The sequence below is a fragment of the Marinomonas algarum genome (assembly GCF_020532605.1).
Lineage (GTDB): Bacteria > Pseudomonadota > Gammaproteobacteria > Pseudomonadales > Marinomonadaceae > Marinomonas > Marinomonas algarum.
The window spans coordinates 352,879-373,628 of record NZ_JAJATW010000001.1; the positions used below are offsets into that span (position 1 = coordinate 352,879).

Sequence of the window (20,750 nt, forward strand, 5' to 3'; positions counted from 1 at the left end):
AAGTGAGACACTAAATCAATGTGTCTAACTTAGACAACACCGTTTCAATCTCAATGTGCTTCATGGCGTCAGGATCGTGAACGGTTGTTGCCCAAGGCAGTGCTTCTTGTTTTTTCCCATACTCTTTTTCGACCAGCACGTCGTACACACTCACCACATTAGCCAAATCTTTATAGGGGCCGGTTCGGTCTGGGTTAGATAAAGCGTATAACCCCAGTACCGGTGTCCCTACTAGGGTTGCAATATGTGCGGGACCGGTATCTGGGCTAACAACCAAATGGGCACCTTGAATTAAACGACACATGGCTTCTACCGATGTTTTTCCAACTAAGTTGACAACACCCTTTAATCCTTTTTCTATTTGCCCAGAAAACTCGATTTCTAACGATGAAGGCCCACCGGTTAATACGGGGGTATAGCCTCTGTCTAAAAGGCGTTGCACCACTTCACGGTTACCTTCTAACGTCCAGTTTTTTGCTATTTTTGACCCACAAGGGTTCACCACCACATAAGGTTTAGGCAGATCAAACTCAGCCTCAGGTAAGTTTAGCGGACACGGAAACTGAACCTCCTCAACACCTAACACACTGGCAATGGACAAGAACGAATCGAGGACATGCGGCCCCCTTGGTTCAGGTGCTTGTTCATTGACAAACCAATGCTGTTTTTCACGTGACCGTGACAGAGAAAAACCAATCCGACGCTTGGCGTTTATCATCCGCATTAAAACACTTGAGCGCAGAGACCATTGCAAGTGCAGCAAAGCATCGAAGGTAATATGCTGCAAAGCAGCACGTAACGCGAACATGCCCGAGAAGCCACTTTTTTTATCGTACTCTATGACCTCAACCCCTTCCACCATACGCACAAGCTTGGCCTCGAGTGGTGCGGTAATCCAAGTAATTTTGGCCGAGGGGTACTTTCGCATCAAAGCTTGCACAACGGCCACGGCATGGCAAACATCTCCTAACGCGGATAAACGCAGGACAGCAATGTGTTGCATTTTCTCTTGTTGCATGACTTCCTCAAGGGCTGTTTAAAGATAACAAGTATTATAGAATAGCCACCAAGAAATGTGTGTTTTTATCAGCACAATCACCAGCCTTAACCTAAGCAGACATTATGCCCAACATTCGAACACTGTCGCCTAACACACACCTTCTACAAAGTGATGAAACACTCACCATCAATAAAGATTGGTTTGAGCCAGACTATTGGAAAACACAAAATGCCTTGAAAGGGACGGGGAACGGACGCGGTGCCGTCTGGTTTATTCACAGTTCACTGGGGCAATTTGTCATTCGTCGTTATCGTCGCGGTGGCTTCATTGCCAAGTTCAATAAAGATCGTTTCCTTTACACGGGGCTGAAAAGCACACGACCTTGGCAGGAGCTCAGCCTATTAGAACACATGCGCGCACTGGAGCTGCCAGTGCCTCGCCCGATCGCTGGGCAAGTGACCACAGGATTCGGTTTTTATCGCAGCACCTTGATGACCGAAACCATCCCCAATGCACAGGACCTTTTTGATATACTCAAAGCCAATCGTGCTCACACTCTGGATTGGAAAAACATCGGTCGTGTGATTAAGCGCTTTCATGATCATGGCATTTATCACTCAGACTTAAATTGCCACAACATCATGATCGACAACGCAAATACCGTCTGGGTCATCGACTTTGACAAATGCGAACACAGGGCAACAGACACGCTGTGGAAACAAGACAATATTGACCGATTAAAACGCTCTTTGGACAAAGAATCCAAACGACACGCTTCATTTGATAGTTTAGACGCGCAATGGCGCGATTTTTTGGAAGGCTACCGTGGCTAAAACGACAACACTAGACAAAAGTATCACCGATTTTTTAGGACCAAAACATTGGCTCACTTGGGTTGCAATGGGCATTGCCTATTCTCTGAGCTTTTTACCTTGGTCTTGGCAACAAGGTGTGGGTAAATACCTTGGCCGCTTTCTTCATCTCATCGCTAAGCGCCGTCGGCACATTTGTGATGTGAATCTTACTATTTGCTTTCCTGATATGAGCAAAAAAGAGCGCGAAGCACTGACAAAAGCGCATTTTGAGAGTTTGGGAAAAGGCACAATAGAAACCTTTTCGTCCTGGTTTCAAGGTCAAGACAAGTTCAAGTCGCGCACCACGTTTGAAGGTCAAGATGTGATTGATAAAGTGCTCGCGCAAGGCCGCGGTTGTATTCTGGTCAGTGGGCACTTTTCTTCTCTGGATTTGTGCGGCAGTCAAATGCCAAGATTCGTTGATGCACACCCAATATACAAGTTGCAAACCAACCCTGTGATGAACTGGGTCATGGAAAGACAGCGCAAAGCCATTTTTTCTAAAACAATTGAACGCAGTAACATGCGTGAAGTGCTGAAATCCCTTAAACAAAACAAAGCGGTTTGGTACGCAGTAGATCAAGATTATGGTCGCAAACATTCCGTATTTGCCCCCTTTTACGGTCGTCAATGTGCCACGATTGCACATATCGGCCGCATCGCAAAAATGACCAACGCACCGGTTGTTTTATACGATTACGGTAGAACAGAAAAAGGCTATTTCTTGCGTTTAAGTGAGGTAGAAAACTACCCAAGCCAAGACGATGTTGAAAATGCCACTCGTATTAATGCACTCATGCAAGAAGTGATTGAGCCAAAAAAAGAGCAGTATTTCTGGTCACACCGTCGTTTCAAAACTCAGGAAGACCCAAACAGCCCATCCCCTTACGATAAGCAATAATCTTATCTAATCGTCAACAGATAAGTCACTTAACTGGGCTTATCTGTTTTCCAGGCGATTGTAATCCAAAATACCGCTTTCTCTGGGTCGATCTCGCTGGTTCAGGTTACCAATCGCGTCACTGACAAACCAAAAGTTCGGATGAGTTCGACGTATTCCAAAACTATCAAGCAACACTGAGTAGTCTTGCTCTGTCTGTAACTGTGCCATCTGATCAGCCCAATCCACTAACTCACCTTGCTCAACCTGCATCAGCACATTAGGGTAATCTCCCAGCACACCATTGACTAAGGTGATGCCATCTTCTTCAGGTAAACGTGCGCCCTCTTCATCCAGCAAGCTGGAAATATTGGCATGGGCCTTATTATGAATCACACTAAGCACTTTCTTAGGCACGCCTTGGTCAGTCACCAATACCGTCATCACATTCGGTAAATGCACTAAGCCACCGCCTCGAACCGATTGCAGTCGATACAGCGCTCGAATTTGCTCTGCGTTAAACCCCGTTTGTTCCAAATCATAACTCTGATTCAATACTGGGGCTAAGCGGGCCCTGAGCTTTTCATACAATTCATCTTGATGATCGCCAGTGGTATAGTCCACTTGAGATTGACTGTTTACCTTGATGTAATCGCTGAAAATATAGTTTTTAATGGTCTGACTAACGTCCCGATACCAAAATTGACGAATGGCTTGCCTATCTTCTTTGGGCAATAACAACAGGAAGTTCATTTCCCCTTCCATTCGCAAGAAATCCATATACAGACGCGTCACTAACTGATGACCCACGTTGCCATACACATCAAAGCCTGCCACCAATAAATAATGAATACGCTCTAATAACGGGTAATCTATTAACCAGGCTGTTTTAGGGTATTGTCCCACCATGCCTTTGACCACGGAGGCGTTATCAAAGTGACGAAAAATCGTCAAGGCCGCATTGTCATTATCACCTTCTCCGTCCCAAATCAGGTTTAGATCCAGTGGCACCTTACTGCCTGCGGTGTTTTCGATAAGGTTGGCCTTGGCCGATAAATACGATTTTTGCTGTTCTGAAAAACCAATCCAAGACGTCAAAGGCAAGGTATTACTCGACCCAATCGCTGGTAAATCCAGGTTTTGCATTTGATCTTCTAAATAATCGGCCGACCCGGCGTTATAGACCACTTCTGGGTCGACAAAGTACACCCAAAACTGCTCATTAATCACATTAACGGCAACCTGACCACGGCACACAGGCCCTTTGATAAATGCCATAATGGTATTTTGTGCATGGTCTAAAAGAAAACGATACCGTGCGTACGCTGGAATCTCTCGAAACGCTTTAAATGGATTGGTCGCCACCTCTACCGCATAACCTGGGTCCCGTGTCACTTGATAGTCACTGCCATAGAAATAAGATTGCCAGCGTGCATAACGCGCTTCATCTAGTTGCATAGGAATATGGTTTTTTTGCACCTTAACTTCGGGGTCCACCTGTAAACGATAATAGACACGATCGACATTTGGGTCGTCATAAGGTCGACGCGTCGCAATCAAATCAATCGGTTCTCCAGAAGGGGTTTTCGAACGCACTAGATGAAAACGATGGTCTTCACCCTCGTCAAGATACAAACTGTACAAATACAAGTGCTCGTATATGTAACGCGATACCAGCTGAGATTTGAGGTCATCGCCATTAAGACGACTTTCCCATAAACGCACTTTTTGCCGCACGGTATCGGGTAGCGGCTGGGCGTCAGGCATCTTTCCCCCTCTTGCTAACCAACGCGTTAAAACATCGTATTCTTGTGTGCTTAAAGCAGGCAAACCATAAGGCATTCCCCAATTAGGGTAATCTTGCTCAAACTCTTGGTACTCTTCAATACCGGCACACTGTTGATCACGCGCTAAGGAAAAATCATAATCTTCTGATAACACGGTTTGAGTAAAGGCTCCTTGCTTAGCACGTAAAGCAATAGCGCGGTACAGTACGCTCCCCTGCAGATTGGCAGCCGGTGATTGGTCGCGTTCATTTAGGACGGGATGAAAGCCTTTTTCTCGCCACTCTTGAGGGGTCTTCGCATCGATAAAAAGCCGTGTCGGCGCTGAAGCGAGCAGCCGTGTGCCATCATAAACGAGTTCTTTCGATCCTCCACGTTCTATGCCTTCTGTTGCGGTTAACTTCAATTGACAAGGCGCATCGTAACAGGCATGACAAGACACACAACGCGTATCTAAAATGGGTTTCACTTGCTCGTTGTAAAAGTCGGCTTCTTCTTGGGTAGTCAAGCTTTGACGATTAGACGTGTCCTGAGGACCGAAAAGCGAGTCAAATTGCTGTGTCGCATAAGCGGCACAACCAGAAATCGCCAGAAACACTAAGGTAAAACTTAACCACCTAGCCATAGAGATATCCCTGTATTACTTCAAATAGAAGCACGAAACACGTCAGCCACCAGCATCATTGTGTCCCATCGTTAGAAAAAGTATGAAGTCAAAATCAGATAACGTTGTCACGATACAAAAAATTCAACACAAACCACACCAATGATTATGATAATTACTATTATTTAGTTTAAACTATCTCCCCAGCGAATGGATGACATGCCGCAAAGCACACATCAACTCGCTAGTAGAAACCATGTCACCACAGAAAAATGGTACATCGTTTCTCATATTACCTCTTGTTAGCACCATAAAAGTGCTAACACAACCAGATAAGGAAGCAATAAAGCCATGAGCCAAGTAAAACTCGACGATAAAATGCAAGCTATGTTAGCCGCTCAAACTCCTATTTTAGCGACCGTCATTCAAAGTAACGGCTTGCCAAACATAGGCCCTAAACGCTCTCTTCGAGTCTATGATGAAAACCACCTAATCTATAATGAAAACACAGGTGGTCAAACACTAGAAAATATTCAGCAAGGCTCTAAAGTGGCTATCGCTGTCATTGACCGCCCAAACCTTGATGGCTATCGCTTTGTTGGCACACCCACTGTTCATCATGATGGCGCGCCGCTTGAAAACGCACTGGCTTTTGCCGCAGAAAATGGCATGAAAGAGCCTAAGTGTGCAGTACTGATAGAAGTCGATGACGTCTTCACACTGAAATCTGGACCAACGGCCGGACAAAAATTAAGCTAAGTCGCTTTAACGCTCACCGAAAAACATTCGGTGAGCGCTTTTACTCATACTCGGTTTCTAACGCCAGAAAAATAAAAACGCCCACAAAGGCGTTTCATATGAATCAAAACAGAGGCTATTAACGCTTCATCTAAACGTCATCGCGCTCATCATCTGGATAATCTTCTGTCAACTCATAAGCGTTATCACCCATATCATCATTGGCTAAAAGAAGCGCTTCTTCGTAAGCGCCACCAAATTCAATACGTGTGATGTCATACAGGTCATATTCAAAGGTATCATCAAACCAGCGTGCATCCGAGCCAATTTCTTCAAGCTCATAGGTTACGGCGTCCGCACGAACAACACGACCAATCTCACAACTGTCCGGTTCAACCTCTTCACGGTGCAAAGTGACCAAACCAAATTCTTCGCTGATATCGATCAGTAAGACGGCTAAATCATCAAGCTCGACTTCTGGATCGTCTACTTCTTCACCACGCAGTGCTAACACGCGTTTTTGGAAGTCATTAAAGGGAGCAGGATGCGCAAAATCGCTAATGTCTTCTAGAAATAGAATTTGATAGCCATTTAAACGAACACTTTCGTCGACTAATTGGAGTAAAACCATTTCTTCGTTGGCGTCTACAACAAAACCATCAGTCCAGCTATCTGGTCCATCCAACTCGTCACGAAAAATGCGAACAACATTATTTCGAGTGCGGGCTTTTTCCAATTCGATGAGCATATCGGCTCCCTAAAACGTTAATAATAAACAGATACTAGTGTAAACCCAGCCAGCGCAAGGAACAACAAATCAAATGGATTTGGCTCAATACAAAACGCCGTGCCAATTTTCTACCAGAGCAATTAAATCCTCTAAGCCACATTCTGCTTGAATACCGTCGGTAGACGCTTGATAAAAGCTCTCTTGGGTATCAAACATCGCTTTGATTTCTTCTTCGGCAGAATCAAGATCAATTTGACGTGATACAAGAATGCCCTCTTCAGACACAACAGCCTCGAAAGGGCCATTTTTAAACACTGTCGATTCTTTTTCATTTTCCGCCAAACGTGCCGCCATAAGAACACGCTGGATGCTTTCTAAATCACGCACATACTCAGTGACCCATTCACCAATCGCAGAAAATTCATAGCCGGTATACACTCGATATTGATTTTCTTCTTGATCAAACGCAATTTCATAATCCATGGCCATTTACCTCATTCTTTTTCATCTGTACTGTCATTTTGATTCTCTGCCTGTGCTTGACGATAGGCCACGTTATTGGCCTGTTGACGCTGCGGGACAGCCGCCGCTAACCGAGCCAGACGTGCCGCTTCTTTTTTCGCTTTGACTTCTTCCACCCGTTGCTCTTCTAGGGCAATCATCTCAGGCGTCTCCATGACATAAGGCCCAATGGCACCGGTTCGAACATCGCTTAAGAACACCTCTGCGGCTTTGTGCATATCCACCTTGCCGCCTGAACGCAGTGCGCCTCGCTTTGACCCAATCACTTTGAGTACATCATAAGGATCAGAATCAAGGTGTTTTAACTTGTAACGCGTAATAAGTTCGTTCGGGTAATCGGACATAAAAAAGGCCAAACCGACCAGTGCGACATCCTCGTAATCAATCGCGGTATCACGCACAGCACCCGTGACAGCCAAACGATAACTGGCGTCTGGATTCTCAATTTTTGGCCACAATATGCCAGGCGTATCTAATATCTGAAAGCCATTGGTCACTTTTAATTTCTGTTGGGACTTGGTCACAGCGGGCTCATTACCGACTTTCGCCACACGGCGGCCTAATAACGCATTCATCAGACTGGATTTACCCACATTGGGAATACCGGCAATCATCGCGCGAATGGGCTTTTCTGCACTGCCTCTATGAGGCACCATTTGCCCTACCCACTGACTGATTTTGGCAACGTCGGCCTTATCCACTGTTGAAAAAGGATGGGCAAGTACGGTAGCGTGACCGCTCCAATGTGTTAACCAAGCGTTAAGACGCTCACTGTCCGCTAAGTCTTTTTTATTTAACAAGCGTAAAACCGGCACATCACCCCGTAGGGTATTCAGCATAGGATTTTGACTGGAGTCAGGAATTCGGGCATCCAACACTTCAATAACAATATCAACCTGCGTCATGACTTCTTCGATTTCTCGACGCGCTTTATTCATGTGACCTGGATACCACTGAACGCTCACCCTAACTCCCCTTATTGACCTAGTCTTTTGCGGTGCCGAATTCTACCACAGGTTGGAAAGGGAAAAAGAAAATACTACAAGCAAGTCTGTTTTAGGAAAGAAGCTCATCGAATGCCCTCTAAAGACTGGGGTTAATCTGATTCAAGTCAAGGTAAGTCATCGCAAAGTATCTATACTCGTTCACTCCAGAGTATGCAGAAGCGAGGAATCTGCACCAAGCTTTCGATGCAAATCTGGTTGTTCTCTCGATTGGACCGGCAATTATGTTGCCTAATGGTCTGTTAGCCGAGGCTGTGTGTGGCCTCGGCTTTTTTCTTTCTCCCTCCTCCCACTTCTTTAACCCATCTTATTTGCACGTATTTTTTGCAAAAATACCTTTTCATCTATATGGTCAGGATTATATTAGGTCATTCAAACATTACTCGGTCATAAAGAGACGCTCGATTATGAAGGTACGTGCCTTTTTTATTTACTGCCTGTCATTCTTAATTTATCAAGGCGCTGATGCGGCCACATTGAAAATGGCCTTTGATGCGGATCCTGTTTCACTTGATCCCCATGAACAGTTGTCTGAAGGAACCTTACAGTTTTCACACCTTGTGTTTGACCCCTTATTACGATGGACAAAAACAGGCAAGTTTGAAGCTCGATTAGCAGAAAGCTGGGAACGTATCGATGATCGCACTATGCGCTTCCACCTTCGAGAAGGCGTCCACTTCATCAGTGGTAACCCTTTTTCGGCAAAGGATGTCGCCTATACGATACAACGCTTAAAACGGTCCCCTGATTTTCGCGCCATGTTCGATACTATTTCGTCGACCACGCTAATTGATGACTACACGATCGACGTCCATACGACCTACACTAACCCCTTGCTGATCAACATCATGACCTATGTGTTCCCGATGGATAAGGTGTTTTACCAAGGTCAAGATCAAATTGTAAAATACGGCAGTACCTTTGCGTCCCGCCATGTCTCAGGAACCGGCCCCTTTAAGCTCACTCATCGGGAGCTTGGCAGTTATATGGTGTTCGAACGCAACCCTAATTACTGGGACACAAACAGCCCAGGTAACGTAAAGACACTCACCATCACTCCCGTTCGTGCTGATTCCACGCGTTTGGCTGCATTATTGTCTGGCGATGTGGATTTTATCTTTCCTATTTCCCCTATTGATATTCAAAGAACACAAAGCATACCAGGCCTTCAGTTGGTCACTTTAGCAAACTCTCGCATTTTATTGATGCACATGAACCAACAGCGTCGTGCAGAATTACAAGATGTGCGGGTACGCAAAGCGATTAACCTTGCTATTAATCAACGCTTAATTGTTGAAAAAATTCTCAAAGGCTACGCTATGCCTGCGGGCCAGCTGAGTTCAGATCGTTTCTTAGGACACATTAACGACCTAGCCCCTGAATATAACTTGATAAAAGCAAAGCAATTAATGGCTGAAGCAGGCTACCAAGACGGTTTTCGGCTAAGCATGATGGCACCCAACAACCGCTATATGAGTGATGAAAAAGTCGCTCAGGCCATTGCGGCGATGCTGGCGCGCATCAAGATCACCGTGGACCTAAAAACCCTGCCGAAAGCGCAATACTTTAAGGCGTTTGACGATCGCAGTGCCGATCTTATGATGGTTGGCTGGCAGTCCGACACCATGGACTCAAACAATATTTATGAATTCCTTGTTGCCTGCCCTGACGCCGATACTGGCTTGGGTGCTTACAACGCAAGCGAATACTGTCGCCCTAGTGTTGATGAGGATATTCGTCTAGCCAATCGCGAAATGAACCCAGAAAGGCGCTCTCAACGACTGCAACAAATAGAGCGAACCCTTTATAATGACGCCGCTGTTGTCCCATTGTATTGGCAATATCTTACTTGGGCGGCAAAAGAGAAGGTAAACATACGCGCTATTGTAAATGATCAAAACTACCCATATCTGGGAGATTTGGTCATTGAGGAATAGTCATTTGCGCCTAGAACGCCAATACAACGCCTAAAGAAGAGATACGACACGCTTTCATGCTAACATTTTTACTGCGCCGTTTATTACAAGCTTGTTTTGTGATGATCATCATCAGTGTGATCAGTTTTGCCATTCAAGATAAGTTAGGGGACCCCGTTCAACAAATGATGGGAATGACAGCCTCATCAGACGATCGTCAACAGCTGCGTGAAGCGTTAGGCTTAAACGATGGTTTTGTCAGTCAATATTGGCGTTTTGCAAAAGGGGCCATCCAAGGCGACCTAGGCACCTCCTATTACTTTAAAGAGCCGGCTCTTGACGTTATTTTGTCTAAATTACCCGCAACATTGGAACTGGCTTTCTGCGCCATTCTTCTAGTAATATTGGTGGCCACGCCCTGTGGTGTCCTCGCAGCAATTAATCCAAAACACATCCTGTCTCGTCTGTTGATGTTTGTCAGCTCTATCGGTCTTTCTGTGCCCATTTTTATTGTGGCGATTCTGTTGGTGTATGTCTTTTCCATTGAACATAATGTGGCGCCCAGCTTTGGTCGGGGCGACACCACCGATGTCTTTGGGCTGTGGCAAAGCGGTATTTTTAATAAAGACGGTTTGAGGCATCTGATATTACCCAGTTTGTCATTAGCCATCGCATTGATGCCGATTTTTGTACGCCTTATCCGTGCGGAAATGATGGAAGTGTTGCAGTCAGAATACATACGTTTTGCATGGTCTAAAGGGCTATCCGCGAGACGTATTTATTTTGTTCATGCGCTCAAAAACACCATGTTACCCATCATCACCGTGGGAGGAATTCAAGCGGGCACCTTGGTTGCTTACACCATATTAACGGAAACTATTTTTCAGTGGCCAGGTATGGGGTACTTGTTTATGGATGCGGTCAGCCGTGTTGATACGCCTCTTGTCGCGGCGTATTTAATGGTGGTAGGCGGAATCTTCGTGGTCACTAACACGCTGGTGGATTTAATCTATGGTCTGGTTAACCCAACGGTACGTCTAGCGAGCCACGGATTATGAAATACCCGAGAAAAGAGCTTATTCAGCCTTTGTCAGGCAGTCGTTGGAATCACATTGTCTCTGGGCTCATCGGTGATAAATTGGCGATGTTGGCGCTGATCGTCTTTGTATTCTACTGCCTGGTTGCGCTTCTTGCCCCTTTAGTCGCGCCTTTTGATATGGCCGATCCTCAGTTTATGGATCTGATGCAATCAGACATTCCTCCCCGATGGATAAGTGGTGATGAACGTTTCTTATTGGGCACAGACGCTCAGGGTCGAGACCTACTCTCAGTGATTTTATATGGCACCAGATTGTCATTGACGATCGGTATTTGTGCGGTGTTGATTCAAGCCACACTTGGAATTTGTATTGGCCTGATGGCGGGGTATTTTGGAGGGCGAATAGACAACTTTTTAATGCGCTGTGCAGATATCCAGTTATCTTTTTCAAACATGATGGTTGCCATTGTATTTTTGGCTATTTTTCAATCTATGTTTGGTATGGCGTATTTTCAGCAATTTGCCATGATTATCTTGATTCTTGTTATTGGGCTGACCGAATGGCCACTGTTTGCCCGTACCATTCGCGCCTCCGTGTTGGCAGAAAAGCAAAAAGAATACGTTGATGCCGCTAGAATCATGGGGATTGGGTCAAGACGCGTTATGTTTCGTCATATTCTGCCCAACACCTTATCGCCTATCTTGGTGATTTTTACCATTCAAATTGCCAATGCCATCGTTGCGGAAGCCGCTTTGTCTTTTTTAGGCTTAGGCATGCCGGCCACGCAACCCTCTCTTGGTTCCCTTATATCAGAGGGTTTTGCTTACATGTTTTCTGGCTCTTGGTGGATCTGTGTCATTCCCAGTGTCACCTTGATTGTGCTGATTATGGCAATGAATCTACTCGGTGATTGGTTGCGAGACCATCTCAACCCAAGGACGTATAAAGACTAATATGAATTTACTTAGCGTCAGTCACTTGAACGTGAATTTTCAAGTGAAAAAACAATCCTTGGCGGCTCTTATTGATGTCAGTTTTACACTCAACCGTGGTGAGCGTATCGCGATTGTGGGTGAGTCTGGGGCAGGAAAATCGGTATTGGGGTTTTCCATTGTCAACCTAATCGGCAAACCGGGTTACATTGCATCTGGATCAATCAAGTTAGACAACAAAGAATTGACCACGATGAACCTTCGACAGTTGCAAGAGGTTCGTGGCAAACGTATTGCTATGATTTTTCAAGATCCGATGATGACGCTCAACCCTGTTCTCAGTATCGGCCACCAGCTGGTTGAAATCATTCGTAGCCACACGAAAATCACCTACAAAGACGCTAAAAATATTGCGATTGAAAAGTTACATAAAGTTCAAATTGCCTCACCAGAAACACGCTTCAACCAGTACCCTCACGAACTGTCCGGCGGTATGAGACAACGGGTTATTATCGCCTCTGTTTTACTGCTCAACCCTGACATCATTATTGCCGATGAGCCGACCACCGCTCTGGATGTCACCATTCAAGCTGAGATTCTTCAGCTTTTATTAGCCATTTGCCGCGATCATGGTGTTGCCTTGATCTTAATCAGCCACGATCTTGGCGTGGTGTCTAAAGTGGCTGAACGCACATTAGTGATGTACGCAGGTCAAATTGTCGAAGAAGGTCCCACACTGGAAATCATTAACGACCCTCAGCACCCTTACACACAAGGACTGTTAAACGCATTACCACAGATGACCTTACCTGGGCATAGGTTGAATCAAATTCAAGGCAGCATGCCGCCCCTATCAGAACGTCCATCGGGCTGTGCTTTTCATCCTCGCTGCCCATACGCAACCGAGGCCTGTAAGCAACAACAACCAAAATTTATTTACAGCGGCGTTTCCAGTGTTGCCTGCCTGATGATTGAAAACATGATCGATGAATTTGATAGAGATGACCCAGTCCAAAGCGATAACGTTTTAGAGGGTGAACGCTAGTGAACACACCACTCATCCAAATTCGTGGCTTGGAAAAAGCCTTTAGCACCAATGACAGTTGGCTAGGTCAGTGGCGCTTTAAGAGCGGTAAGTTAACCCGTCATCAAGACAGTGTTCATGCTCTCAACGGGGTAGATTTAACCATTTATAAAGGGGAAACACTGTGTGTGGTTGGCGAAACCGGTTGTGGCAAGTCCACACTGGCCAGAGTCATCATGGGGTTAACCGAGCCAACAAAAGGGGAAATTGATTACCTCGGTCACCGGATAGATCATTTGAATAATCGTCAAAGGATGTTTTACCGTCGTCGTATGCAAATGGTCTTTCAGAACCCTTATGCATCGCTCAACCCAAGAATGACGGTCTACCAAACGTTAAGTGAGCCCATCTCATTTCATCAACCTGGGCTCTCATCAGTGCAATTAGATCAAAAAATTGACGGTTTACTGGAATCCGTTGGTATCTCCGCAACGGGCTCAGATCGCTATCCTCACGAATTTTCCGGTGGTCAACGCCAGCGCATTAGTTTGGCGCGCGCGTTGTCCGTCGAGCCGGATTTTATTGTTGCTGACGAGCCCTTATCTGCCCTCGACGTGTCAGTGCAAGCGCAAGTCCTCAACCTTATGATGGACAAACAAGAGGAACGCAATTTAAGCTACCTTTTTATCACTCATGACTTGGCGGTCGTCGAACATTTTGCCACTCGTGTCGCGGTGATGTACCTAGGGCGCATTTGTGAACTTGCCCCGAGAGACGTCTTATTTCGTACGCCCAAGCACCCGTATACACAAGCCTTGTTGTCGGCTATCCCGCGCTTGGACACCACGAGTGCGGACCCTATTCGCCTTATCGGGGAAGTGCCCACTTCGACAAAAAAACCATCAGGGTGCGTGTTTCAAGCGCGTTGTCCTTATGCAAATCAACGCTGTTACGAAGCGTCTCCGGCGATCAAAGAACAACCCGATGGCAGCAGTGTGGCGTGCCATGCCATCGAGGAGGGCCGTTTATGGAAATAAGATGGCTAGAGGACTTTATTGCCTTGGCGAAAACGCGGCACTTCTCACGCGCGGCAGACGAGCAAAATGTCACTCAACCTACGTTCAGTCGACGCATTAAACTGCTTGAAGAGGAAATGCGCGTCACGCTGATTGATCGTAATACACTGCCATTGTCTTTAACCCCTGCTGGTGAAGTGTTTTTGCAAAGTGCAGAGCTGATTACTCGTCAACTTAAAGACACCAAAGAACGTTGCCAAGAAATTCGCAAACAAGAAGAGTCACAAGTACGGTTTGTTACCACGCAAACGCTTTTTCTTAGCGCTTACAAAGAAGTCATTGCGCCATTTTGTGACCAAATGGGCTTGGAGCTGGACATCAATATGAAGTCAAGTTCTTGGCTCGGCATTGATTTTGTTAACTCTTTGATGGACCAGCAATGTGACGTCATGCTGTGTTATTGGCACCCAGCCATTAACTTTATTCGTGCCCTCGACGATGAACATTACGAACACCTAGTGATTGCAGAAGAAACACTGATTCCCTGCAGTGCAACCAATGAATCAGGCGAACCCAAATTCACGTTACCCGGTGCCAAGCGGAAGCCCCTGCCCTATATCGGCTACTATGAAAATTCCTTTTTGCAACCGGTGATTCATCACCATCTGCAGAGACAACGGGACATTCCTCAGTTACAAACCTTGTCCGAGAATTATCACTCTGTCAGCATCAAGGCCATGGTCAAAGAAGGGTATGGTATTGGTTGGATTCCAAAGCGTCTGATGCTTGATACGCTCAATTACGGCAAAGTCGCCCTGGCAGGAGAAGAAAACTGGCATATCCCACTTGAAATTCGTCTCTATCGATCTCGATTCAATCAAAACCCAAACGTCATGCAGTTCTGGGAAGCCTTAAAACAACAATGTCGTCGGTAGAACACGCTATCAACAGAAGAAAAGAGAAAACCCAAAGGAGAAAACCTAAAGGAGAAAGCCTAAAAGTCACTTTCTTCTTGTTGATTGAGAGCCACAATCATAGGGTCATTGACCATAGAACGGGGGCCCAAGGCTTTACTGAATAAATAACCTTGGCCGATATCACAACCGTACTCACGCAATCGCGCCAGTTGGTCAACATCACTGATGCCTTCTGCCACAACCTTTAAGCCCAGGTCATGGCTTAAACTGATAATTGCCTTGGTCAGCGCCGCATTGCTCTTATTGTTCATCATGTCGCGTATAAACACCATGTCAATTTTGACACAGTCAAACGGCAAATCTTTTAAATAACTTAAACTTGAATAGCCCGTACCAAAGTCATCAATCGCAAGCTTCATCCCCAAACGACTCATTTGACACAATAACTCCGCACAACCGTCTGCATCTTCAATTAAAATCGATTCAGTGACTTCGATTTCTAACAAGCTGGCGTCTATATGGTACTTATCCAGTAAAGCGAGCAGCTTAGACAAAAAATCAACCCGCTTTAACTGCGCAGCAGAACAATTAATAGCAATAGGAGGAACATTGATGCCCTGCTCTTTCCACTCTTGCATATGCTTAAATGCTTGCTCAAAGACCCAATCACCCAGTGGTAAAATAATGCCTGTTTGTTCTGCTATGGGAATAAACTCAGCAGGCGATACCGAACCTAATTCGCCATCGTTCCAACGTAATAACGCTTCCATGCCGATACATCGTTCAGTAACCAGATCCATTTTAGGTTGAAAATGCAGTTCGAGTTTCTCTTCCTCTAAGGCTCTTCTCAGACGCGTTTCGATTCGCACATTGCGAGCAAAGCGTCGACCCATTTCGCCATCGTAGAAATGATACGTTGCACGACCTGACGCCTTTGCTTGGTAAACAGCCATGTCAGCATTTTTAATCAGATGCACAGCGTCCGAGCCAAACTCTGGGTACACTGCCACACCGATAGAACAACCAATGTCCAAGGTCAGGCCATCGGTGAAATAACTCTGGCTAATCTTGCTGATCAGGTCTTTGCACAGATGGCTCAAATTAGGTAAACGCTGACTCTGGTTTTCGGGCAAAACAATTAAAAAAGCATCGCCACCTAAGTAACCCGTCAAAGTCCCCTCTGGCAGAATAGAGGTAAGACGTTCAGATACCTTCGCCAGTAACGCATCACCTACCTCATGACCAAAAGCGTCATTGATGGTTTTAAAGTGATCAAGATCCAAAATAAGCGCTGCGATTTTTTGTCCATTACCCTGATTGTCTAGCATCAGCTCGGTTAATTTTTGACGTATTTGATGACGCGTATGAAGCCCGGTTAATTCATCAATTTCAATGCGCTCATTTAAGGTTCGCCAGACGGAATACGTTTCAAGGCATAACGTGCGTGTGTATAAAAATAGGAAAAAAGCCAACAGGGTAAAGACAGACAATGGCGTAATCACTTGCCACCAAGAAAGACGTTGCGCCACACTGCTGGCAAAACAGGTATCGACTCGCCATTTCCTGCCAGCCACTGACAGATAATGGCTGTCAAAGGCAACATCCCCCCAAAACGACGCCACCGCTGAATCTGCGAACCAAACAGTCTGCTCACCAGAGACGTCGGCTAAACGATACTGCAGCCCTTTGTCCGTCAGTGGCACCACCTGTTTTAGTAAACCCTCAACCGTAAAATGCACACCAACAAGGCCAAAAAAACCCGTCACTAGGTCGTCTGTATAGGTCTGAGAACCAACCGGCACATACACCGGCGCCCTAAGCACAAAGTTATTTGCACTGTTTTTTCCTGGCATCTTAAAAAAAGGAGAAGAAGTCGGTTCCGATAACATGGCAGTCAAGGCATAACGGCTCTGAGCGACTTGAGCACTGTTACGGTACTCTGCCGATAAAATATCAAAGCCATACGCAACCTTATCAGGGTAAGCAAGCACCAAGGGCATGTAGGCGTCCCGATCACCTAACGGGTAAATAGAAAAGTCTTTATAGCCATATAAAGACTGATTTTGCTGAAGAAATGACGGCTTGTCTTTGGATAAAACATACTGAGCAAAGTAAACGTTACTGCCAAAATAATCAGACGCCGGCATGACCTTTTGCACAAAACGAGTAAATTGATCAGGGGAAACACTCGATTGACTTGACTCTATTAGAGACACAACAGAGGAAGAGATGGATTGATAATTCTCTACAGCGCGGGCCAATTTCTCAACAAAGACGTTGCTCGACGCTGTTTGCGCAATAGCGACCTGATTTTTGGCCTCTGAATACATAATGGCACTGATGATTGCTCCACAGAGGAAAACAACAATAAAGACGTAATAGTGTGCCTTTGAACCTACACCACATTTTTTCAATGTGTTCATTTATTTTCCCACACTCTTCATTTGTTCACTCAATTCAACACAACCACAGCCATTGTGAAAACAGGACGCATCCATATTATTTACATTCTATTTGTACTTTACCTAAAAACGCTTTAATCAACACGGAAAATAATGTGAAGAAAGGTATTTAACGTTTTTTTCTGTTATTCTCAGCGCATTATTTACCCGATTCAACAGGCCTATTGTGACCCAATTTCATCACACATTAAATGTAACACTCCCATCAAAATTGACAGCCCTACTGTCTGATATGGGCTTCAACGCTTTTACCCCTATTCAGGAAAAAAGTTTGCCCGTTATGATCGACGGTAAAGACATTCTTGCCCAAGCACAAACAGGCAGCGGCAAAACCTTGGCATTTGCTATCGCTCTCTTACTGAAAATCAATCCACGCTTTTTTGGTGTGCAAGCCTTGGTTATGTGCCCAACTCGTGAGTTAGCCGATCAAGTATCAAAAGAAATCCGTAAAGTTGCTCGCTATCAAGAAAACATTAAAGTGCTGAGTTTGTGTGGTGGCATGCCATTCGGCCCACAAATTGGCTCACTGGAGCACGGTGCGCACATTGTAGTCGGTACGCCAGGGCGTTTAATGGAACACCTTCGTAAAGGCACACTGAAACTCAATGCGTTGAATACATTGGTGCTCGATGAAGCCGATCGCATGCTGGATATGGGGTTTGTAGACAGCATCCGTGAAGTGGTTGAACTGACACCGAGTAATCGCCAAACGCTTTTGTTCTCAGCAACGTATGGTGACAGCATTGAAGCCATTAGTGGTGAGTTTCAAAAATCACCGGTCAATATCAAAGTGGAAGCGCAAGAAGATTTAAAACCAAACATCGAACAATTCTTTGTTCGCAGTGAAAACAAAAATAAGTGCGAAACCTTACTAGCAACATTACAGCACTTCGACCCGCGTCAAGCCATTGTCTTTTGTAATACAAAAGCAGAGTGTCAACTCGTAGCCGATTGGTTGGTCGATCATAAAATTGCCGCTTTAGCGATTCATGGTGACCTAGAGCAACGCCAACGGGATCAGGTACTCGTACGTTTTAGTAATCAGAGTAGCTGTGTATTAGTGGCAACAGATGTAGCGGCACGCGGCATTGACGTTAAAGAAATCGATCTTGTTGTCAACTATGACACGACTCGTGATACGGATGTTCATACCCATCGTATCGGACGAACCGGCCGTGCTGGCGCGGCGGGCATTGCCGTAAACTTAGTCACATCAAAAGACGATTATAAAGTACGTGATATTGAAACGCGCTTTGAGACCAAAGCAAACTTCATTAAGCTTGACGCCGTAGACCCTCATTATCGTTTGATCCCTCAAAAAACCACCATCGCATTTGATGCTGGACGTAAAAACAAACTTCGCCCAGGTGATATTTTAGGCGCGTTAACGGCTGGTATTGGCCTGGATAAGTCACAAGTTGGGAAAATTGATATTTTTGATTTTCATGCCTATGTGTCAATCGATAATGCAGCAGCCAAAAGCGTAGTAAAAGCCTTTGAGAACAAAAAAATCAAAGGCAAAAACATTCGCGCTCGCATTTTACGCTAAACCCACCATGACATTACGACAGACATTTTCTTGGTTCACCTCGCCGACTGCACAAACAGTCGGCTTTATAGTGGGCGCCATTATAATCGGTTGGTCGACACTCACCCCTGCTGAGTTTTTGCCAGCTGCACCCGGCGGCGACAAGCTCCACCATGTGGTGGGATTTGGCGGTTGGGCGCTCATGTGTGCTTTAGGGCCGTTGCGGCGCTTTATGGGTCTGTCTGCCCTCATTGTGTTACTCGGTGGTGTGATAGAAATCATTCAGCCTTATGTCAATCGCTATGGCGAATGGCTGGATTTTTATGCCGATGCCGCTGGTGTCCTTCTTGTTATCCTATTGCGCATACTGTTCATCGTTTTATACCCTCAAAAGTCATGCCTTAATGAAACAAAGAATCAGACCTGATAAAGTATAACCACTCGGTCAAATTTTGTTTTCACCTGTCTATAAAACATCACTCAAGGGAACCTTATGAATCCAGTAAAAGCGTGGCGCGCAGAAATCATTCACTGTCTTGACGATCCCCAAAAAGTCGGCAATGACGCAGCGTATGAATATTTTAAAGACGGTGTATTGGCGGTTCAAAACGATAAAATTATTGCCCTTGGTGATGCAGAATGGGTGATCGCCACTTTACCTAAAGAGACGGTCATTGAGCATTTGCCTGATGCCATTATCACTGCTGGGTTTATTGATACGCACATTCATTACCCACAAACCGACATGATCGGCTCTTACGGCGAACAACTCCTAACTTGGCTAAACACGTACACCTTCCCAGAAGAAGGTAAGTTTTTTGATAAAAGCCATGCGCGTGATGTGGCCGACCGTTTTTTAAAAGAATTACTGCGTAATGGCACAACAACCGCTCTAGTGTTTGGCTCAGTGCATAAAGTCTCTGTCGAGGCGTTTTTTGAAGCATGCGAAGTCGATAATCTCCGTATGATTTGCGGAAAAGTGATGATGGATCGTAACGCGCCAGATTACTTAACCGACACTCCAGACACCAGTTACCAAGAAAGCAAAGAACTGATCGAGACTTGGCACAATAAAGGCCGCTTGCACTATGCAATTACGCCGCGCTTTGCACCGACCAGCTCTGACGAGCAACTGCAGTTAGCCGGTAAATTGCTCAATGAATACCCAGACGTTTATATGCACACTCATTTATCTGAAAACAAAGACGAATGCGCTTGGGTACAAGAGCTGTTTCCAGACAGCCATAATTATCTAGATGTATACGATCAGCATAAATTGCTCAGCGAACGCTCTGTTTTCGCCCATGGCATTCACTTATGCGACAGTGAGTACCATCGATTACATAAAACAGGCTCGGCCATTGCGTTTTGCCCAACATCGAATTTATTCATTGGTAGCGGCTTATTTAAACTTAACAAAGCCGAGGAACATGACGTCAATGTGGGTCTAGGAACCGACGTTGGTGGTGGCACCAGTTTCTCTATGTTACAAACGATAAACGAGGCCTATAAGGTCATCCAATTGCAGAATGAAAACCTGAGTCCGATTAAATCCTTGTATCTTTCCACGCTGGGTGGTGCCAGAGCGCTAAGATTAGAGGATAAAATAGGAAATTTGGCAGTCGGTACGGAAGCAGACTTCGTGATTCTTGATAAAAAAGCCACACCGCTGCTGACCTCTCGCTTGGCCCTTTCGAAAAACATCGAAGAAAGTTTATTTATCCTTATGACGCTCGGCGACGACAGAGCAATACAAGCCACCTATTCAGCCGGGCAATGTGTGCATAAGCGTTAATAAA

At 45.4% G+C, this 20,750-nt stretch carries 18 protein-coding genes; 12 read left to right on the forward strand and 6 right to left on the reverse strand.

Annotation, left to right across the window (positions count from 1 at the left end):
* Positions 1–10: 10 nt before the first annotated feature.
* Positions 11–1,018, reverse strand: coding sequence for a glycosyltransferase family 9 protein (locus LG368_RS01720; protein ID WP_226752991.1), 1,008 nt, complete (start codon positions 1,016–1,018; stop codon positions 11–13).
* A gap of 104 nt (positions 1,019–1,122) precedes the next feature.
* Between LG368_RS01720 and LG368_RS01725 the strand changes: the two genes are divergently transcribed.
* Both LG368_RS01725 and LG368_RS01730 read left to right on the forward strand, forming a co-directional pair.
* Positions 1,123–1,833, forward strand: a complete 711-nt coding sequence (locus LG368_RS01725) for a 3-deoxy-D-manno-octulosonic acid kinase (protein ID WP_226752992.1) — start codon at positions 1,123–1,125, stop codon at positions 1,831–1,833.
* Complete coding sequence (locus LG368_RS01730; protein ID WP_226752993.1) at positions 1,826–2,755, forward strand: lysophospholipid acyltransferase family protein; 930 nt, start codon at positions 1,826–1,828, stop codon at positions 2,753–2,755. Before LG368_RS01725 ends, LG368_RS01730 begins: the two co-directional genes overlap by 8 nt.
* A 39-nt stretch (positions 2,756–2,794) precedes the next feature.
* Here LG368_RS01730 and LG368_RS01735 read toward each other — a convergent pair whose 3' ends face one another.
* Positions 2,795–5,143, reverse strand: a complete 2,349-nt coding sequence (locus tag LG368_RS01735) for a fatty acid cis/trans isomerase (protein WP_226752994.1) — start codon at positions 5,141–5,143, stop codon at positions 2,795–2,797.
* Between the two features lie 330 nt (positions 5,144–5,473).
* On the opposite strand from LG368_RS01735, the gene LG368_RS01740 reads away from it, so the two are divergent.
* Positions 5,474–5,881, forward strand: coding sequence for a pyridoxamine 5'-phosphate oxidase family protein (locus tag LG368_RS01740; protein ID WP_226752995.1), 408 nt, complete (start codon positions 5,474–5,476; stop codon positions 5,879–5,881).
* Between the two features lie 130 nt (positions 5,882–6,011).
* On the opposite strand, the gene LG368_RS01745 is transcribed toward LG368_RS01740, so the two are convergent.
* The 3 genes from LG368_RS01745 to ylqF all read right to left on the reverse strand — a co-directional run bounded on the left by LG368_RS01745 (position 6,012) and on the right by ylqF (position 8,077).
* Complete coding sequence (locus LG368_RS01745) at positions 6,012–6,608, reverse strand: hypothetical protein (protein ID WP_226752996.1); 597 nt, start codon at positions 6,606–6,608, stop codon at positions 6,012–6,014.
* 84 nt (positions 6,609–6,692) lie between these two features.
* Complete coding sequence (locus LG368_RS01750; RefSeq protein ID WP_226752997.1) at positions 6,693–7,073, reverse strand: YacL family protein; 381 nt, start codon at positions 7,071–7,073, stop codon at positions 6,693–6,695.
* Between the two features lie 11 nt (positions 7,074–7,084).
* A complete protein-coding gene (gene ylqF, locus LG368_RS01755) occupies positions 7,085–8,077 on the reverse strand; it encodes a ribosome biogenesis GTPase YlqF (protein WP_226752998.1) in 993 nt (330 codons plus the stop codon).
* A gap of 446 nt (positions 8,078–8,523) precedes the next feature.
* Between ylqF and LG368_RS01760 the strand changes: the two genes are divergently transcribed.
* From LG368_RS01760 to LG368_RS01785, 6 genes are read left to right on the forward strand one after another with little or no spacing between them, the layout of a single operon-like run.
* Positions 8,524–10,053, forward strand: coding sequence for an ABC transporter substrate-binding protein (locus LG368_RS01760; protein WP_226752999.1), 1,530 nt, complete (start codon positions 8,524–8,526; stop codon positions 10,051–10,053).
* Between the two features lie 56 nt (positions 10,054–10,109).
* Positions 10,110–11,090: an ABC transporter permease gene (locus LG368_RS01765; RefSeq protein WP_226753000.1), complete on the forward strand. Its 981-nt coding sequence runs from the start codon at positions 10,110–10,112 to the stop codon at positions 11,088–11,090.
* Positions 11,087–12,025 (forward strand): ABC transporter permease, encoded by a 939-nt coding sequence (locus LG368_RS01770; RefSeq protein WP_226753001.1) that lies wholly within the window; start codon positions 11,087–11,089, stop codon positions 12,023–12,025. Before LG368_RS01765 ends, LG368_RS01770 begins: the two co-directional genes overlap by 4 nt.
* Position 12,026: 1 nt before the next feature.
* Complete coding sequence (locus tag LG368_RS01775) at positions 12,027–13,049, forward strand: ABC transporter ATP-binding protein (RefSeq protein WP_226753002.1); 1,023 nt, start codon at positions 12,027–12,029, stop codon at positions 13,047–13,049.
* On the forward strand, positions 13,049–14,065 hold the full coding sequence (locus LG368_RS01780; RefSeq protein WP_226753003.1) for an ABC transporter ATP-binding protein: 1,017 nt from the start codon (positions 13,049–13,051) through the stop codon (positions 14,063–14,065). Before LG368_RS01775 ends, LG368_RS01780 begins: the two co-directional genes overlap by 1 nt.
* Positions 14,056–14,979: a LysR family transcriptional regulator gene (locus LG368_RS01785; protein ID WP_226753004.1), complete on the forward strand. Its 924-nt coding sequence runs from the start codon at positions 14,056–14,058 to the stop codon at positions 14,977–14,979. Before LG368_RS01780 ends, LG368_RS01785 begins: the two co-directional genes overlap by 10 nt.
* 59 nt (positions 14,980–15,038) lie before the next feature.
* On the opposite strand, the gene LG368_RS01790 is transcribed toward LG368_RS01785, so the two are convergent.
* The gene (locus tag LG368_RS01790; RefSeq protein ID WP_226753005.1) at positions 15,039–17,384 is read right to left on the reverse strand and encodes a bifunctional diguanylate cyclase/phosphodiesterase; all 2,346 of its coding nucleotides are present in this window, start codon (positions 17,382–17,384) and stop codon (positions 15,039–15,041) included.
* Positions 17,385–17,589: 205 nt separating this feature from the next.
* Here LG368_RS01790 and dbpA point away from each other — a divergent pair, with 205 nt between their 5' ends.
* The 3 genes from dbpA to guaD all read left to right on the forward strand — a co-directional run bounded on the left by dbpA (position 17,590) and on the right by guaD (position 20,746).
* Positions 17,590–18,972: an ATP-dependent RNA helicase DbpA gene (gene dbpA, locus LG368_RS01795; protein WP_226753006.1), complete on the forward strand. Its 1,383-nt coding sequence runs from the start codon at positions 17,590–17,592 to the stop codon at positions 18,970–18,972.
* Positions 18,973–18,979: 7 nt separating this feature from the next.
* On the forward strand, positions 18,980–19,378 hold the full coding sequence (locus LG368_RS01800) for a VanZ family protein (protein WP_226753007.1): 399 nt from the start codon (positions 18,980–18,982) through the stop codon (positions 19,376–19,378).
* 66 nt (positions 19,379–19,444) lie between these two features.
* Positions 19,445–20,746, forward strand: coding sequence for a guanine deaminase (gene guaD, locus LG368_RS01805; protein WP_226753008.1), 1,302 nt, complete (start codon positions 19,445–19,447; stop codon positions 20,744–20,746).
* The last annotated feature ends 4 nt before the right edge of the window (positions 20,747–20,750 follow it).

What these genes read in the sequence shown, in the direction of transcription:
- LG368_RS01720 (WP_226752991.1), bottom strand. Translation starts at nt 1,018, where the DNA reads ATGCAACAAGAGAAAATGCAACACATTGCTGTCCTGCGTTTATCCGCG.
- LG368_RS01725 (WP_226752992.1), top strand. Translation starts at nt 1,123, where the DNA reads ATGCCCAACATTCGAACACTGTCGCCTAACACACACCTTCTACAAAGT.
- LG368_RS01735 (WP_226752994.1), bottom strand. Translation starts at nt 5,143, where the DNA reads ATGGCTAGGTGGTTAAGTTTTACCTTAGTGTTTCTGGCGATTTCTGGT.
- LG368_RS01740 (WP_226752995.1), top strand. Translation starts at nt 5,474, where the DNA reads ATGAGCCAAGTAAAACTCGACGATAAAATGCAAGCTATGTTAGCCGCT.
- LG368_RS01745 (WP_226752996.1), bottom strand. Translation starts at nt 6,608, where the DNA reads ATGCTCATCGAATTGGAAAAAGCCCGCACTCGAAATAATGTTGTTCGC.
- LG368_RS01750 (WP_226752997.1), bottom strand. Translation starts at nt 7,073, where the DNA reads ATGGATTATGAAATTGCGTTTGATCAAGAAGAAAATCAATATCGAGTG.
- LG368_RS01760 (WP_226752999.1), top strand. Translation starts at nt 8,524, where the DNA reads ATGAAGGTACGTGCCTTTTTTATTTACTGCCTGTCATTCTTAATTTAT.
- LG368_RS01765 (WP_226753000.1), top strand. Translation starts at nt 10,110, where the DNA reads ATGCTAACATTTTTACTGCGCCGTTTATTACAAGCTTGTTTTGTGATG.
- LG368_RS01770 (WP_226753001.1), top strand. Translation starts at nt 11,087, where the DNA reads ATGAAATACCCGAGAAAAGAGCTTATTCAGCCTTTGTCAGGCAGTCGT.
- LG368_RS01775 (WP_226753002.1), top strand. Translation starts at nt 12,027, where the DNA reads ATGAATTTACTTAGCGTCAGTCACTTGAACGTGAATTTTCAAGTGAAA.
- LG368_RS01785 (WP_226753004.1), top strand. Translation starts at nt 14,056, where the DNA reads ATGGAAATAAGATGGCTAGAGGACTTTATTGCCTTGGCGAAAACGCGG.
- LG368_RS01790 (WP_226753005.1), bottom strand. Translation starts at nt 17,384, where the DNA reads ATGAACACATTGAAAAAATGTGGTGTAGGTTCAAAGGCACACTATTAC.
- LG368_RS01800 (WP_226753007.1), top strand. Translation starts at nt 18,980, where the DNA reads ATGACATTACGACAGACATTTTCTTGGTTCACCTCGCCGACTGCACAA.
- guaD (WP_226753008.1), top strand. Translation starts at nt 19,445, where the DNA reads ATGAATCCAGTAAAAGCGTGGCGCGCAGAAATCATTCACTGTCTTGAC.